The sequence below is a fragment of the Paraburkholderia sacchari genome, from assembly GCF_000785435.2.
In the GTDB taxonomy this organism is placed as follows: Bacteria; Pseudomonadota; Gammaproteobacteria; order Burkholderiales; family Burkholderiaceae; genus Paraburkholderia; species Paraburkholderia sacchari.
Map to the genome: position 1 here is coordinate 495,804 of NZ_JTDB02000003.1, position 14,760 is coordinate 510,563.

Below are 14,760 nucleotides of genomic sequence, written 5' to 3' on the forward strand. Positions count from 1 at the left end.
CCGCAGGAGCGCGCTGCGCGCATCTCCTTTCAGATTGCCGGTTTCACGCATGGACGACGAACTCAACACACAACTCAAGCCGCTGCGCGAGCGCATCGACGCGATCGATGCCCAGCTCATCGCGCTCCTGAACCAGCGCGCGGCGGTGGCGCTCGAAGTGGGCGAGGTCAAGAAGCACTTCAATGCGCCCGTATTCCGCCCGGAGCGCGAGCTCCAGGTGATCGAGCGCCTGCAGAACATGAGCGAAGGTCCGCTCGGCAACGATCACATCAGCGCGATCTGGCGCGAGATCATGGCCGCGAGCCGCTCGCTCGAAAAGACCATCTCGGTGGCGTATCTCGGCCCGGTCGGCACCTATTCCGAGCAGGCGACGTTCGCGTACTTCGGTCAGTCGATCGAAGGCATGCCGTGTCCGTCCATCGATGAGGTGTTTCGCTCGGTCGAGTCGGGCGCCGCGGAATTCGGCGTCGCGCCGGTCGAGAATTCGACCGAGGGTGCGGTGTCGCGCACGCTCGATCTGCTCCTGCAGACGCAGCTCGTGATCGGCGGCGAAATCGCGCTGCCGATCCAGCACAACCTGATGACGCAAAGCGGCACGCTCGATGGCGTGACGCGCGTGTGCGCGCACCCGCAGGCGCTCGCGCAGTGCCAGCGCTGGCTCACGGTCAACGCGCCGCAACTGGAGCGCCAGGCCGTATCGAGCAACGCAGAGGCCGCGCGCCTCGCGGCGCAGGATCCGACCATCGCGGCCATCGCCGGTGAACGCGCGGCCACGCACTATGGCCTCTCGATCGCCAATGCGCTGATCCAGGACGACCCGCATAACCGCACGCGCTTCGTGATGATCGGCAAGCAGCCGGCGGGCGTGTCGGGCCACGACCAGACCTCGATGATCGTCTCGGTGAAGAACGAGCCGGGCGCCGTCTACAAGCTGCTCGAACCGCTCGCGCGCCACGGCGTGTCGATGACGCGCTTCGAGTCGCGCCCGGCGCGCGTCGGTACGTGGGAGTACTACTTCTACATCGACTTCGAAGGTCATCGCGACGAGCCGGCTGTGGCTGCCGCGCTCGAAGAGCTGGGCAAGAAAGCCGCATTCCTGAAGATTCTCGGCTCGTATCCGCGTTCGCGTTAAGTTCGCTTTTGCCCCGGTTTCTCTGCCGTTGCGCCTTCGAGGCGCGGCGGGTGAACCCGGCAGCGGTCCTGCACGGGGCAAAGCCACGGCTTCGCACGAACCTTCGCCGATACTGGAGAAACACGCATGACCACGCAATTCGGCCCTTCGTATGTGCGCGCGATCGCGCCGTATGTCGCCGGCAAGCCGATTTCCGAAGTTGCCCGCGAGTTCGGCCTCGACGAGGCGCGCATTGTGAAGCTCGCGTCGAACGAGAATCCGCTCGGCGTGCCAGAGTCGGCGCAGCGCGCGATTGCGCAGGCTGCGAGCGAGTTGGGCCGGTATCCGGATTCGAACGCCTTCGAACTGAAGGCCGCGCTTGCCGCGCGCTACGACGTGCCGCCCGAGTGGATCACGCTGGGCAACGGCAGCAACGACATCCTCGAAATGGCCGCGCATGCGTTCGTCGAGCGCGGCCAGTCGATCGTCTATTCGCAGTATTCCTTCGCGGTCTACGCGCTCGCGACGCAGGGGCTCGGCGCGCGCCATCTCGTAACGCCGGCCGTGCGGTACGGCCACGATCTCGATGCGATGCTCGCGGCCGTTGCCGACGACACGCGTCTGATTTTTGTGGCGAACCCGAACAATCCGACGGGCACGTTCATCGACGGCGCCACGCTCGAAGCGTTCATCGCCAGGGTGCCGCGCCACATTGCCGTGGTGCTCGACGAGGCCTACACCGAGTATCTCGCGGCGGACAAGCGCTACGATTCGATCGCGTGGGCGCGCCGCTACCCGAACCTGCTGGTTTCGCGGACGTTCTCGAAGGCTTACGGGCTTGCTGGCCTGCGCATCGGCTTCGCGATTGCGCAGCCGGAGCTGACCGATCTGCTCAACCGGCTGCGCCAGCCGTTCAACGTGAACACGCTCGCGCAGGCCGCGGCGATTGCCGCGCTCGGCGACACGGATTTCCTGGAAAAGAGCGCCGCGTTGAATGCTGAAGGCTATTGCACGCTGACCGCGGCGTTCGAGCGCATGGGTCTCGAGTATGTGCCATCGGACGGCAACTTCGTGCTCGTGCGCGTGGGCGCCGACGATCAGGCCGGCGATCGCGTCAATCTCGCGCTGCTCAAGCAGGGCGTGATCGTGCGACCGGTGGGCGGTTATGGCCTGCCGCAATGGCTGCGCGTGACCATCGGTCTGCCCGGGGAGAATGCGGCATTCCTCGCGGCACTCGAGCGTGCGCTCGCATGAGCATGAGCGCGCAATTTTTCTTTATTCCGGTGATGGCGTGAGTGCGTTTTCCTTTAAAAAGCTGGTGATTTTCGGCGTCGGACTGATCGGCGGCTCGCTCGCGCGCGCCTTGCGCGAGCGCGGCGGCGCCACGGGCCAGGTGATCGGCGTGGGCCGCCGCGCCCATTCGGTCGCGCGCGCCCTCGAACTGGGCGTGATCGACGCGGCCGCGACGCTCGACGACGAACCGGCGCTGGCCGCCGCGCTCGACGGCGCGGACCTCGTGCTGATCGCGGCGCCCGTCGCGCAGACGCAGGCGTTGCTCGAACGCATCGCGCCGCATCTGCAGCCGCATACCATCGTCACCGACGCCGGCAGCACCAAGGGCGACGTGATCGCCGCCGCACGCGCGGCGCTCGGCGAGCGCATCGGCCAGTTCGTGCCGGGGCATCCGATTGCGGGCCGCGAATCGAGCGGCGTCGAAGCGGCGTTGCCGGACCTGTATGTGGGCCGCAACGTCGTGCTGTGCCCGCTCGAGGAAAACGCGCCCGAGGCGGTCGAGCGCATTGCCGCGATGTGGCGCGCCACGGGCGCGGTCATCGGCCAGATGCCGGCTGCGCAGCACGACCGCGTATTCGCGTCGGTGAGCCATCTGCCGCACGTGCTCTCGTTCGCGCTCGTCGACCAGATTCTGGCCACGCCCGACGCCGAACTGAAATTCTCGTTCGCCGCGGGCGGTTTCCGCGACTTCACGCGCATTGCCGCGTCGAGCCCCGAAATGTGGCGCGACGTCTGCCTCGCGAACCGCACGGCGCTGCTCGCGGAACTCGACGCCTACACTGATGTGCTGGCGAAGCTGCGCGCGGCCATCGACGCGGGCGACGGCGCGGCGCTCGAAACCGTGTTCGCGCGTTCGCGCGCGGCGCGCGAGGCATGGCAGGAACGCGGCGGCAAGCGCGCGAGTAGCGAAAGCGGTGCGGTGGCGGGAAGCTCCCAGGCAGCGTCTGGTGCCGCCGACGCGCCACCCGGCAAATAAGCAACAGTCATGCGGCGCGGCGCATCATTTTGAAGCCGGCCGTTATCGCACTATCAGGACACGTTCATGGAACACCTCGATCTCGGACCGTTCACCCGTGCATCCGGCACGGTTCGCCTGCCTGGCTCGAAGAGCATTTCGAACCGCGTGCTGCTGCTCGCGGCGCTCGCCGAAGGCGAAACGACGATCACGAACCTCCTCGACTCCGACGACACCCGCGTGATGCTCGACGCGCTCGCGAAGCTCGGCGTGAAGCTCACGCGCGAAGGCGACACCTGTGTGGTGCAGGGCGCGCGCGGCGCGTTCACGGCGAAGCAGGCGGACCTGTTCCTCGGCAACGCGGGCACTGCGGTGCGTCCGCTCACGGCGGCGCTCGCGGTGAACGGCGGCGACTATCGCATCCACGGCGTGCCGCGCATGCACGAGCGGCCGATCGGCGATCTCGTCGACGGCCTGCGCCAGATCGGCGCAAAGATCGATTACGAACAGAACGACGGTTACCCGCCGCTGCGCATTCGTCCGGCGCAAATTAGCGTCGATGCGCCCATCCGCGTACGCGGCGACGTGTCGAGCCAGTTCCTCACCGCGCTGCTCATGACGCTGCCGCTCGTGCGCGCCGCGGGCGGCGTGACGGTCGTGGAAGTGGACGGCGAGCTGATCTCGAAGCCCTACATCGACATCACCATCAAGCTGATGGAGCGCTTCGGCGTGAAGGTCGTGCGTCACGGCTGGCAGCGCTTCGAGGTGCCGGCGGGCGTGCGCTATCAGTCGCCGGGCAAGATCATGGTCGAGGGCGACGCTTCGTCGGCGTCGTACTTCCTCGCGGCAGGCGCCATCGGCGGCGGTCCGCTGCGCGTGGAGGGCGTGGGCCGCGCGAGCATTCAGGGCGACGTCGACTTTGCCGCCGCGCTCATGCGCATGGGCGCGAACGTGACGGTGGCCGACGACTGGATCGAAGTGCGCGGCATCGGCAACGATCACGGCAAGCTCGACCCCATCGACATGGACTTCAACCTGATTCCCGACGCGGCAATGACCATCGCCGTGGCCGCGCTCTTTGCCGATGGCGCGACCACGCTGCGCAATATCGCGAGCTGGCGCGTGAAGGAAACCGACCGCATCGCGGCGATGGCCACCGAACTGCGCAAGGTCGGCGCCGAAGTGGAAGAGGGCCCCGACTACCTCATCGTGCGTCCGCCCGAAAAGCTCGTGCCGAACGCCGCGATCGACACCTACGACGATCACCGCATGGCCATGTGTTTCTCGCTCGTGAGCCTCGGCGGCGTGCCGGTGCGCATCAACGACCCGAAGTGCGTCGGCAAGACGTTCCCTGATTATTTCGAGCGCTTCCTGGCGCTCGCGCAACCTTGATTCCACCGCAGCCGAGTCCCTTCGCCGCATGAAACAAACCCGTCCCTTTTATCCGACGCCGCTGATCGCGATCGACGGCCCGACTGCCTCCGGAAAGGGCACGGTGGCCACGCTGGTTGCCGCGCATCTCGGCTTTCACCTGCTCGACAGCGGCGCGCTGTACCGGCTCGCCGCGCTCGCGAGCATGCGCTACGCGATTGCGGCCGATGATGCCGACGGGCTTGCAAAGCTGATCGACGATCTCCACATCACGTTCCGCGAAGGGCTCGCGCAACTCGACGGCGTTGACGTTTCGAACGAAATCCGCGCTGAGGAAGTCGGCAACCGCGCCTCCGTGATTGCCGCGCATCCGTCCGTGCGCGCCGCGCTGGTGGCCCGCCAGCGGGCGTTCCGCAAGCTTCCGGGCCTCGTTGCCGATGGGCGCGACATGGGCACGGTGATCTTCCCGGACGCCGACCTGAAGGTGTTCTTGACGGCCAGCGTGGAGGCCCGCGCGGCCCGCCGGCATAAGCAATTGATCCAAAAAGGTTTTTCTGCTAATATGGATAACTTGCTTCGGGATTTGCGTGAACGCGACGCGCGCGACAGCAATCGCGCGGCCGCGCCGCTCAAGCCCGCAGCGGATGCGAAGCTGCTGGATACCTCGGCGCTGTCCATCGACCAGGCGGTCGAACAGGTGGTGCAGTGGTACCAGGAGTCGAGCTTGCGATCCGGCCGCCATTCCGATGGTCACGGCAAATCGCAGAGTAAAGAGCAGTCGTAGTAAGTAGTGGTGCCCTGCTGGCAATGATGGCAAGCGGGGCGTTTGTTAAACCCTTTAACCCCGTATGGCTTTTGCGTCCGTGCCGCGAACGTAAGCGCTCCGGCCTCAACGCCCGACCGGCCAAAACTGGCTGGCGTGCAGCGAAAACCATGCAAATCCAGATTTTTATGTCCGACCTGCAAACCTCCACCCCCAATACTGAATCCTTTGCGGCTCTGTTCGAAGAGTCGCTGACCCGCCAGGACATGCGCGCCGGCGAAGTCATCTCCGCTGAAGTCGTGCGCGTCGACCACAACTTCGTGGTCGTCAACGCTGGCCTGAAGTCCGAGGCATACATTCCCATCGAGGAATTCCTGAACGACCAGGGCGAAGTGGAGGTTCAGGCGGGTGATTTCGTTTCCGTCGCGATCGACGCGCTGGAAAACGGCTACGGCGACACCATCCTGTCGCGCGACAAGGCAAAGCGTCTCGCTTCGTGGCTCTCGCTGGAAAAGGCCCTCGACAACAACGAACTCGTGACCGGCACGATCACGGGCAAGGTCAAGGGCGGCATGACCGTCATGGTCAACGGCATCCGCGCGTTCCTGCCGGGTTCGCTCGTCGACACGCGTCCGGTCAAGGACACGACGCCGTACGAAGGCAAGACGCTCGAATTCCGCGTCATCAAGCTCGACCGCAAGCGTAACAACGTCGTGCTGTCGCGCCGCGCAGTGATCGAAGCCACGCAAGGCGAAGAGCGCGCAAAGCTGCTCGAGACGCTCAAGGAAGGCGCGATCGTCAACGGCGTGGTCAAGAACATCACCGACTACGGCGCGTTCGTGGACCTCGGCGGCATCGACGGCCTGCTGCACATCACCGACATCGCATGGCGTCGCGTGCGTCACCCGAGCGAAGTTCTCTCGGTTGGCCAGGAAGTCACCGCGAAGATCCTCAAGTTCGACCAGGAAAAGAACCGCGTTTCGCTCGGTATCAAGCAACTGGGCGACGATCCGTGGGAAGGCATCTCGCGCCGTTACCCGTCGGGCACGCGCCTGTTCGGCAAGGTCACGAACATCACCGACTACGGCGCGTTCGTCGAAGTCGAATCGGGCATCGAAGGCCTGGTTCACGTGTCGGAAATGGACTGGACCAACAAGAACGTTGCTCCGTCGAAGGTTGTCCAGCTGGGTGACGAAGTCGAAGTCATGGTCCTCGAGATCGACGAAGACCGCCGCCGTATCAGCCTCGGCATGAAGCAGTGCAAGGCCAACCCGTGGGATGACTTCAGCCGCAACTTCAAGAAGGGCGACAAGCTGCAAGGCGCGATCAAGTCGATCACCGACTTCGGCGTGTTCATCGGCCTGCCCGGCGGCATCGACGGTCTGGTTCACCTCTCCGACCTGTCGTGGAGCGAAACCGGCGAAGAAGCTGTCCGCAAGTACAAGAAGGGCGACGAAGTCGAGGCCGTGGTTCTGGGCATCGACGTCGAGAAGGAGCGTATCTCCCTCGGCATCAAGCAGCTCGAAGGCGACCCGTTCAGCAACTTCGTTGCTGTCAACGACAAGGGCTCGATCGTCGACGGCGTGGTCAAGTCGGTCGACGCCAAGGGTGCAGTGGTTGCGCTGAACGCCGACGTCGAAGGCTACCTGCGTGCTTCGGAAATCGCGCAAGACCGCGTGGAAGATGCTCGCAACGTGCTGAAGGAAGGCGACAAGGTCAACGCGATGATCATCAACATCGATCGCAAGTCGCGTGGCATCAACCTGTCGATCAAGGCGAAGGATTCGGCCGAGACGCAGGAAGCACTGCGCAGCATGTCGGCTGATTCGGGTCAGGCCGCCACCGGCACGACCAACCTCGGCGCGCTGCTCAAGGCCAAGCTCGACGGCCAGAACCAGTAAGCCTCAAACGGGGGCAAGCTGAAGTATGACCAAATCTGAATTGGTCGCGCAGCTGGCTACGCGATTTCCGCAACTTGTTCTCAAGGATGCGGATTTCGCGGTCAAGACGATGCTCGATGCGATGTCCGAGGCGCTTGCCAAGGGCCATCGCATCGAAATTCGTGGCTTTGGCAGTTTCGGCCTGAATCGCCGGCCATCGCGCGTCGGACGCAATCCCAAGTCGGGTGAGAAGGTGCTGGTGCCTGAGAAGTTCGTGCCGCATTTCAAGCCTGGCAAGGAGTTGCGCGAGCGCGTCGACCGTCATTCGGGCGAGCCGCTTAAGGCAGACGAGCCGGACGACGATCTGTAAGCGCCGCAGGGTATTCGCAGCGGTTGCAGCCGTTGGCGGTCAATGCCAGATGGCCAGTGCATGGACCGAAAAAAGCGCAGGGTTTTTCGAAACCCGGCGCTTTTTTTTCGCCCGCGTTTTTGGGGGGGCGGCTTGCGGCTAAGTGCACGTGCCGGCTCACGAGCGGTTCCATTACAATACGGGACACTTCGGCGCGGCCGATGCTGCGACGCAGCAGAGGAGCTGCGACGGCGCATTCCCGCAACTGCCAAGAGAATCCTTCATGAGATTTATCGCCTGGGTGATCCGTGTACTGGTGTTCGTGTTATTGCTCGTGCTCGCACTGGAGAACACGGATCCTGCGACGCTGCACGTCCTGGCCGGCTATTCGTGGCAGGCTCCGCTGATTCTGATCGGGCTGGCGTTCTTCGTTGTGGGGCTGCTGGCCGGCCTGCTTTCGGCGCTGCCCGCGATGTTCCGGCTGCGCATGGAGAACGGGCGTCTGAAGCGCGACCTGCGCACCGCGAAGGAAGCGCCCGCGACGCCTGTAGAACCGCCGCTGCCGCCGCTTATCTGATTTTGAATTGCCGTGCCGCGCGCCGTCGATGCCCCATAGGTGCTTTATAGGCGCTTGAAGGGTATCCGCAGCGCGCGGCCTGATTACCGTTTCTACCATCGCTCGCATGGATCTCGATTTTTGGTGGCTGCTCGTCATTCCCGTCGCGTTCGCGCTCGGCTGGATGGCGTCGCGCTACGACCTGAAGGCGCTGCTGTCCGAAAGCGCCAATCTGCCGCGTTCGTATTTCCGCGGCCTGAATTTCCTGCTCAACGAGCAGCCCGACAAGGCCATCGACGCGTTCATCGAGGTTGCCAAGCTCGATCCCGAAACGGTCGAACTGCACTTCGCGCTCGGCAACCTGTTTCGCCGCCGCGGCGAAACCGATCGTGCGATCCGCGTGCACCAGAATCTGCTGTCGCGCGCGGATCTGCCCGTGAATGAGCGCGATCACGCGCTCTATGAGCTCGGCCAGGACTTCCTGAAAGCTGGCATGCTCGATCGCGCCGAAGAAACGTTCAGCATGCTCAAGTCGGGCGACTACGCGCAGGGCGCGCAGCGCGCGCTGCTCACGATCTACGAGATCGAAAAGGACTGGAACCGCTCAATCGAGACGGCGCGTTTGCTCGAAACCATGGGAGCGGCGCCGCTCGGCCTCGAAATCGCCCAGTTCCACTGTGAGCTTTCGCAGGAGGCGCTGCAGCGCAAAAGCCCGGACGAGGCGCGGCGCCAGCTTGCGCTCGCGCTCAAGGCCAACGAGCAGAGCGTGCGCGCGACGATACTCGGCGGCGACGTGGACGCCGCGAGCGGCGACTGGCAGGCCGCGCTCGCGCAGTGGCAGCGCGTCGAGGCCCAGAATCCCGCCTATCTGCCGCTGGTGGCCGAGAAGGTCATGAAGGGCTACGAGGCGCTTGGCCGCGCGCAAGAGGGGGCGCAACTGCTCACCGAATGGGTCGATCGCTATTCATCGAGCGATCTGCTCGATGTCGCCTACAAATACGTGGCCGAGCTGAGCGGCACCGACGCGGCCCATGCGCTCGCCCGCACGCAAATGCAGAAGTCGCCGAATCTCGCCGGCATGACGCGCCTGCTCGAAGCGCAGCAGGCCAACGCCGAAGAGCCGCGGCGCGGCGAACTCGAACTCATGAGCAAGCTGATCCAGCAGCGCACCAAGAATCTGCCGCGTTACACATGCCAGAATTGTGGCTTCCGGGCGCGCCTTTTCTACTGGCAATGCCCCGGTTGCAGCGGCTGGGAAACCTATGCGCCGCGCCGCGTCGAGCCCATCCCCGCATCGGGTTGATGCGCGCATCGGCGCCTGAGCCACATCCATTCCCGAATTTGTCACCGGAGCGCGTATGAAAATCACCATTATCGGTACCGGCTATGTCGGCCTCGTCACTGGGGCGTGCCTTGCCGAAATCGGTCACGACGTGTTCTGCCTCGACGTCGATCCGCGCAAGATCGACATCCTGAACGGCGGCGGCGTGCCGATCCATGAGCCGGGTCTGCTCGAGCTCATCGAGCGCAACCGCAAGGCCCGCCGCATCACGTTTTCCACCGACGTTGCCGCGAGCGTCGCGCACGGCGAGGTCCAGTTCATTGCCGTGGGCACGCCGCCCGACGAAGACGGCTCGGCGGACCTGCAATACGTGCTCGAAGCCGCGCGCAGCATCGGCCGCTACATGAACGGCTTCAAGGTGATCGTCGACAAGTCGACGGTGCCGGTGGGCACCGCCCAGCGCGTGCAGGCCGTGCTCGCCGAAGAGCTTTCGAAGCGCGGTCTCGACGGCAGCAGCCAGCACCGCTTCTCGGTGGTCTCGAACCCGGAGTTCCTGAAGGAGGGCGCAGCGGTCGACGACTTCATGCGGCCGGACCGCATCATCGTCGGCATCGACGACGATGCGAACGGCGAGGTCGCACGCGAGAAGATCAAGCGCCTTTATGCACCGTTTAACCGCAACCACGAACGCACGATCTACATGGACGTGCGCTCGGCCGAGTTCACGAAGTACGCGGCCAACGCCATGCTCGCCACGCGCATCTCGTTCATGAACGAGATGGCGAATCTCGCCGACCGCGTGGGCGCCGACATCGAGTCGGTGCGGCGCGGCATCGGCTCCGATCCGCGCATCGGCTATCACTTCCTCTACGCGGGCTGCGGCTATGGCGGCTCGTGCTTCCCGAAGGACGTGCAGGCGCTGATTCGCACCGCTGCCGAGTCGGGTCAGAATCTGCGCATCCTGGAAGCGGTCGAGAACGTGAACGATGAGCAGAAGGACGTGCTCGTGCAGAAGATCGTCAAGACGCTTGGCGAGGACCTGACGGGCAGGCGCTTCGCGGTCTGGGGTCTCGCGTTCAAGCCGAACACCGACGACATGCGCGAGGCGCCGAGTCGCCGCCTGATCGCCGAGTTGCTCACGCGCGGCGCGACGGTTTCGGCCTACGATCCGGTCGCGACCGAAGAGGCGCGGCGCGTGTTCGCGCTCGATCTCGCCGGCGCGCCGGATCAGCACGCGCGCCTTACGTTCGCTGCGAGCCAGGACGAGACGCTCAAGGGCGCCGATGCGCTCGTGATCGTCACCGAATGGACGGCGTTCAAGGCACCCGATTTCGAGTATCTGAAAGAGACGCTGAAGGCGCCGCGCGTTTTCGACGGGCGCAACCTCTATGAGCCCGACGCGATGGCGGAACTCGGTTTTGACTACCACTCGATTGGACGGCCTCATGTCAAGTACGCAAGCGATGCAGCAGCCCCAGCAGCCTGAGAACGCGGCGCTCGCGCCCGAGGTCACGGTCGTGCCGCGCGAGAAGTTCGCGGCGTCGCGCGTGCTGGTGGTGGGCGACGTGATGCTCGACCGTTACTGGTTCGGCGACGTCAACCGCATCTCGCCGGAAGCACCGGTGCCGGTGGTCCACGTGCAGCGCCAGGAGGACCGCCTCGGCGGCGCGGCCAACGTTGCGCGCAACGCGGCGGCGCTCGGCGCGAGGGCGGGTCTTTTGTGCGTGGTGGGGCACGATGAGCCCGGCGAGCGTATCGTCGAGCTGCTTGGCGAGAGCCACGTGACCGCCCATCTCGAGCGCGATCCCGCGCTGCCCACCACGATCAAGCTGCGCGTGCTGTCGCGTCAGCAGCAGCTGTTGCGCGTGGACTTCGAAAAATCGCCCGCGCATGAGGCGCTGCTCGCGGGCCTCGCACGCTTCGATGCGCTGCTGCCTTCGCACGACGTGATCCTCATGTCCGACTACGCGAAGGGCGGCCTCACGCACGTCACGCAGATGATCGCGAAGGCGCGCGCCGCGGGCAAATCCGTGCTGGTCGATCCGAAGGGCGACGACTGGGAGCGCTATCGCGGCGCGAGCGTCATCACGCCGAACCGCGCGGAATTGCGCGAGGTGGTGGGTTCGTGGAAGTCTGAAGCGGATCTGCTCGCGCGCGTGACGAAGCTGCGCCAGGAACTGCAGTTCGACGCGCTGCTGCTCACGCGTTCGGAAGAGGGTATGACGCTCTTTTCCGATGCCGGCGTGTTGCACGCGCCGGCTGTCGCACGCGAAGTGTATGATGTCTCGGGTGCGGGCGACACCGTGATCGCGACGGTCGCGGCCTCGCTGGGCGCGGGCCTATCGCTCGTCGAGGCCGTCGCGCTCGCGAACCGCGCGGCCGGCATCGTGGTCGGCAAGCTCGGTACCGCCACCGTCGACTACGACGAACTCTTTCAATGACGTTCCGCGGGCGGCCCGCTTGTAACAGAGTGAGCGCGGCTGCTCGACGGGCGCGGTGAGGCCAAGGATTTCCGGAGAGTTTTCCCGGCCTCGCGTGAACCTCTTCACCGCAGAACTACCATGACCCTCATTGTGACCGGCGCGGCCGGCTTCATCGGCAGCAACATCGTCAAGGCGCTGAACGAACGCGGCGAAGACCGCATCATCGCCGTCGACAATCTCACTCGCGCGGACAAGTTCAAGAATCTCGTTGACTGCGAGATCGACGATTACCTCGACAAAACCGAGTTCGTCGAGCGCTTCGCGCGCGGCGACTTCGGCAAGGTGCGCGCGGTGTTTCATGAAGGCGCCTGTTCGGACACCATGGAAACCGACGGTCGCTACATGATGGACAACAACTTCCGCTATAGCCGCGCGGTGCTCGACACTTGCCTCGCTCACGGTACGCAGTTCTTGTATGCGTCGTCGGCGGCCATCTATGGCGGGTCGAGCCGCTTTGTCGAAGATCGCGAAGTGGAAGCGCCGCTGAACGTCTATGGCTATTCTAAGTTCCTGTTCGACCAGGTGATCCGCCGCGTGCTGCCCACCGCGCAAAGCCAGATCGCAGGCTTTCGCTATTTCAACGTGTATGGGCCGCGCGAAACGCACAAGAGCCGCATGGCCTCGGTGGCGTTCCACAACTTCAACCAGTTCCGCGCCGAAGGCAAAGTGAAGCTGTTCGGCGAATACAACGGCTACGCGCAGGGCGAGCAGACGCGCGACTTCGTGTCCGTCGAAGACGTCGTGAAGGTCAACCTGTTCTTCTTCGATCATCCCGAGAAAAGCGGCATCTTCAATCTCGGCAGCGGCCGTGCGCAACCGTTCAACGACATCGCGAGCACGGTGGTCAACACGCTGCGCGTCATGGACGGCAAGAGCGCGCTTACGCTCGAAGAGCAGGTGCAGCAAGGCCTCATCGAATACATTGCGTTCCCTGACGCGCTGCGCGGCAAGTACCAGTGCTTCACGCAGGCCGATCTCGCGAAGCTGCGCGCAGCGGGCTACGACGCTCCGTTCCTGACGGTGCAAGAGGGCGTCGATCGCTACGTGCGCTGGCTGTCCGGCCAGGTGTAAGCGAAGGCCGCGTCTGCCTAAACTGGACTCTCCTCGCCGGCGATGGTCGCCGGCGTTGGCATCGAAGGAGATCCAGCATGATCAAGAAATTGCTCGCCGCGGCAGCGCTCGTTGCCGCATTCGGCCAGGTGTTCGCGGCCGTGGACGTCAACACGGCCAACGAAGATGCGCTGCGCGGCATCAAGGGTATCGGGCCCGCGCGCGCCAAGGCCATTCTCGACGAGCGCAGCGCGCACGGTCCGTTCAAGGATGCATCCGATCTCGGCAAGCGCGTGAAGGGCCTCGGTGGTCATACCGTCGAACGTCTGCAGTCCGAAGGGTTGGCGGTCGGGCCTGCGAATGCGCAGGCCGCGCAAGGCACGCAGACCGCGCAGGCGGGTGCGAAGGCTACCACCGCGAAGACCACGGCCGTGCAACCGCAAGCCGCAACGGTGGCCGTCAAGAAGTAGCTTTTTCGGCTTCTTGTTCAGGATGCCTATCTGTAACTCGCGGCGCTCGTCTCCTTCAGGCGTTGCTCCGGCGAGCCCGACCCGCGGCCCGTGTCGCGGGTTTTTTGCGCCTTCCCGACACTTCTTACACCCCTTGCGCCTGCAGGGCTCCCGCAGCGCGGGGTAGCCGCGTGGTTTAGAATCGAAAAATCCCATCACGCCAGACCGGCGCCCGACCGCCATTACCTATGCCATACAAGACCATTGAAGACACGATTGGCAACACGCCGCTCGTGCAACTCGTCCGTGTGCTCGACGACGAGATTCGCGCCCGCAACAACATCGTGCTGGCCAAGCTGGAAGGCAATAACCCGGCGGGCTCGGTGAAGGACCGGCCGGCGCTGTCGATGATCCGCAAGGCCGAGGAACGCGGCCGCATCAAGCCGGGCGACACGCTCATCGAAGCCACCAGCGGCAACACCGGTATCGCGCTGGCCATGGCCGCCGCCATTCGCGGCTACAAGATGGTGCTGATCATGCCCGAGGACCTGTCCATCGAGCGTCGCCAGAGCATGGCCGCCTACGGCGCCGAGATCATGCTAACGCCCGTGAAGGGCGGCATGGAATATGCCCGCGACCTCGCCGAGCAGATGCAGCGCGACGGCAAGGGCATCATCCTCGACCAGTTCGCCAATCCCGACAATCCGCTTGCGCACTACGAGGGCACCGGCCCGGAAATCTGGCGCGAGACCGAAGGGCGCATCACGCACTTTGTTTCGTCGATGGGCACGACGGGCACGATCATGGGCACGTCGCATTACCTCAAGGAGCAGAATCCGGCGATCGAGATCGTCGGTGCGCAGCCCGAAGAGGGATCACGCATTCCCGGCATTCGCAAGTGGCCGGAAGCTTACATGCCGAAGATCTTCGACCGCAGCCGCGTGGACCGCACCGAAAGCGTGAGCCAGGCCGCCGCCGAAGCGATGGCGCGCCGCCTTGCCTCGGTGGAGGGCATTTTTGCGGGGATTTCGTCGGGTGGCGCGTGCGAGGTGGCCTTGCGCATCGCGCGCCAGGTCGAGAATGCGACGATCGTGTTCATCGTCTGCGACCGCGGAGACCGCTATCTGTCGACCGGGGTGTTTCCGGCCTGATGTCGCCGTGGCGCGCTAAAACGCGCGAATCCTGCGATTGAATGGAAAACGGGCAGGTTGTCTCTCG

General features: G+C 64.7%; 14 protein-coding genes. All 14 read left to right on the plus strand.

The annotated features are described in order from the left end of the window. The first annotated feature begins 49 nt into the window (after positions 1-49). The 14 genes from pheA (at position 50) to cysM (ending at position 14,693) form a co-directional block, all read left to right on the plus strand. On the plus strand, positions 50-1,132 hold the full coding sequence (gene pheA, locus NH14_RS14525) for a prephenate dehydratase (RefSeq protein ID WP_035522458.1): 1,083 nt from the start codon (positions 50-52) through the stop codon (positions 1,130-1,132). Positions 1,133-1,258: 126 nt separating this feature from the next. Further along, on the plus strand, positions 1,259-2,365 hold the full coding sequence (gene hisC, locus NH14_RS14530) for a histidinol-phosphate transaminase (protein ID WP_035522461.1): 1,107 nt from the start codon (positions 1,259-1,261) through the stop codon (positions 2,363-2,365). Between the two features lie 37 nt (positions 2,366-2,402). Beyond that, the gene (locus NH14_RS14535; protein WP_052147853.1) at positions 2,403-3,380 is read left to right on the plus strand and encodes a prephenate dehydrogenase; all 978 of its coding nucleotides are present in this window, start codon (positions 2,403-2,405) and stop codon (positions 3,378-3,380) included. Positions 3,381-3,446: 66 nt separating this feature from the next. Beyond that, a complete protein-coding gene (gene aroA, locus NH14_RS14540; protein ID WP_035522464.1) occupies positions 3,447-4,751 on the plus strand; it encodes a 3-phosphoshikimate 1-carboxyvinyltransferase in 1,305 nt (434 codons plus the stop codon). Between the two features lie 28 nt (positions 4,752-4,779). Beyond that, the gene (cmk, locus tag NH14_RS14545) at positions 4,780-5,514 is read left to right on the plus strand and encodes a (d)CMP kinase (RefSeq protein ID WP_035522467.1); all 735 of its coding nucleotides are present in this window, start codon (positions 4,780-4,782) and stop codon (positions 5,512-5,514) included. A gap of 149 nt (positions 5,515-5,663) precedes the next feature. Then, the gene (gene rpsA / locus NH14_RS14550; RefSeq protein ID WP_035522474.1) at positions 5,664-7,394 is read left to right on the plus strand and encodes a 30S ribosomal protein S1; all 1,731 of its coding nucleotides are present in this window, start codon (positions 5,664-5,666) and stop codon (positions 7,392-7,394) included. 25 nt (positions 7,395-7,419) lie between these two features. Then, on the plus strand, positions 7,420-7,743 hold the full coding sequence (locus NH14_RS14555; protein WP_035522478.1) for an integration host factor subunit beta: 324 nt from the start codon (positions 7,420-7,422) through the stop codon (positions 7,741-7,743). A 262-nt stretch (positions 7,744-8,005) separates the two neighbouring features. After that, positions 8,006-8,299 (plus strand): lipopolysaccharide assembly protein LapA domain-containing protein, encoded by a 294-nt coding sequence (locus tag NH14_RS14560; RefSeq protein ID WP_035522481.1) that lies wholly within the window; start codon positions 8,006-8,008, stop codon positions 8,297-8,299. 106 nt (positions 8,300-8,405) lie between these two features. Beyond that, the gene (lapB, locus tag NH14_RS14565; protein ID WP_035522484.1) at positions 8,406-9,581 is read left to right on the plus strand and encodes a lipopolysaccharide assembly protein LapB; all 1,176 of its coding nucleotides are present in this window, start codon (positions 8,406-8,408) and stop codon (positions 9,579-9,581) included. A gap of 55 nt (positions 9,582-9,636) precedes the next feature. Beyond that, on the plus strand, positions 9,637-11,046 hold the full coding sequence (locus NH14_RS14570; protein WP_035522487.1) for a UDP-glucose dehydrogenase family protein: 1,410 nt from the start codon (positions 9,637-9,639) through the stop codon (positions 11,044-11,046). Next, on the plus strand, positions 11,006-12,001 hold the full coding sequence (rfaE1, locus tag NH14_RS14575) for a D-glycero-beta-D-manno-heptose-7-phosphate kinase (RefSeq protein WP_084225101.1): 996 nt from the start codon (positions 11,006-11,008) through the stop codon (positions 11,999-12,001). The genes NH14_RS14570 and rfaE1 overlap by 41 nt, the downstream gene beginning before the upstream one ends. Positions 12,002-12,121: 120 nt before the next feature. Continuing rightward, positions 12,122-13,114 (plus strand): ADP-glyceromanno-heptose 6-epimerase, encoded by a 993-nt coding sequence (gene rfaD, locus NH14_RS14580; RefSeq protein ID WP_035522491.1) that lies wholly within the window; start codon positions 12,122-12,124, stop codon positions 13,112-13,114. Between the two features lie 77 nt (positions 13,115-13,191). Then, positions 13,192-13,563, plus strand: a complete 372-nt coding sequence (locus tag NH14_RS14585) for a ComEA family DNA-binding protein (protein WP_035522493.1) — start codon at positions 13,192-13,194, stop codon at positions 13,561-13,563. 227 nt (positions 13,564-13,790) lie between these two features. Beyond that, the gene (gene cysM / locus NH14_RS14590; RefSeq protein WP_035522495.1) at positions 13,791-14,693 is read left to right on the plus strand and encodes a cysteine synthase CysM; all 903 of its coding nucleotides are present in this window, start codon (positions 13,791-13,793) and stop codon (positions 14,691-14,693) included. Positions 14,694-14,760 lie beyond the last annotated feature (67 nt).

Bases quoted from the DNA above. Each gene is read 5' to 3' on its own strand.
- pheA (WP_035522458.1), top strand. From the start codon at position 50: ATGGACGACGAACTCAACACACAACTCAAGCCGCTGCGCGAGCGCATC.
- hisC (WP_035522461.1), top strand. From the start codon at position 1,259: ATGACCACGCAATTCGGCCCTTCGTATGTGCGCGCGATCGCGCCGTAT.
- aroA (WP_035522464.1), top strand. From the start codon at position 3,447: ATGGAACACCTCGATCTCGGACCGTTCACCCGTGCATCCGGCACGGTT.
- cmk (WP_035522467.1), top strand. From the start codon at position 4,780: ATGAAACAAACCCGTCCCTTTTATCCGACGCCGCTGATCGCGATCGAC.
- rpsA (WP_035522474.1), top strand. From the start codon at position 5,664: ATGCAAATCCAGATTTTTATGTCCGACCTGCAAACCTCCACCCCCAAT.
- NH14_RS14555 (WP_035522478.1), top strand. From the start codon at position 7,420: ATGACCAAATCTGAATTGGTCGCGCAGCTGGCTACGCGATTTCCGCAA.
- NH14_RS14560 (WP_035522481.1), top strand. From the start codon at position 8,006: ATGAGATTTATCGCCTGGGTGATCCGTGTACTGGTGTTCGTGTTATTG.
- lapB (WP_035522484.1), top strand. From the start codon at position 8,406: ATGGATCTCGATTTTTGGTGGCTGCTCGTCATTCCCGTCGCGTTCGCG.
- NH14_RS14570 (WP_035522487.1), top strand. From the start codon at position 9,637: ATGAAAATCACCATTATCGGTACCGGCTATGTCGGCCTCGTCACTGGG.
- rfaE1 (WP_084225101.1), top strand. From the start codon at position 11,006: ATGTCAAGTACGCAAGCGATGCAGCAGCCCCAGCAGCCTGAGAACGCG.
- rfaD (WP_035522491.1), top strand. From the start codon at position 12,122: ATGACCCTCATTGTGACCGGCGCGGCCGGCTTCATCGGCAGCAACATC.
- NH14_RS14585 (WP_035522493.1), top strand. From the start codon at position 13,192: ATGATCAAGAAATTGCTCGCCGCGGCAGCGCTCGTTGCCGCATTCGGC.
- cysM (WP_035522495.1), top strand. From the start codon at position 13,791: ATGCCATACAAGACCATTGAAGACACGATTGGCAACACGCCGCTCGTG.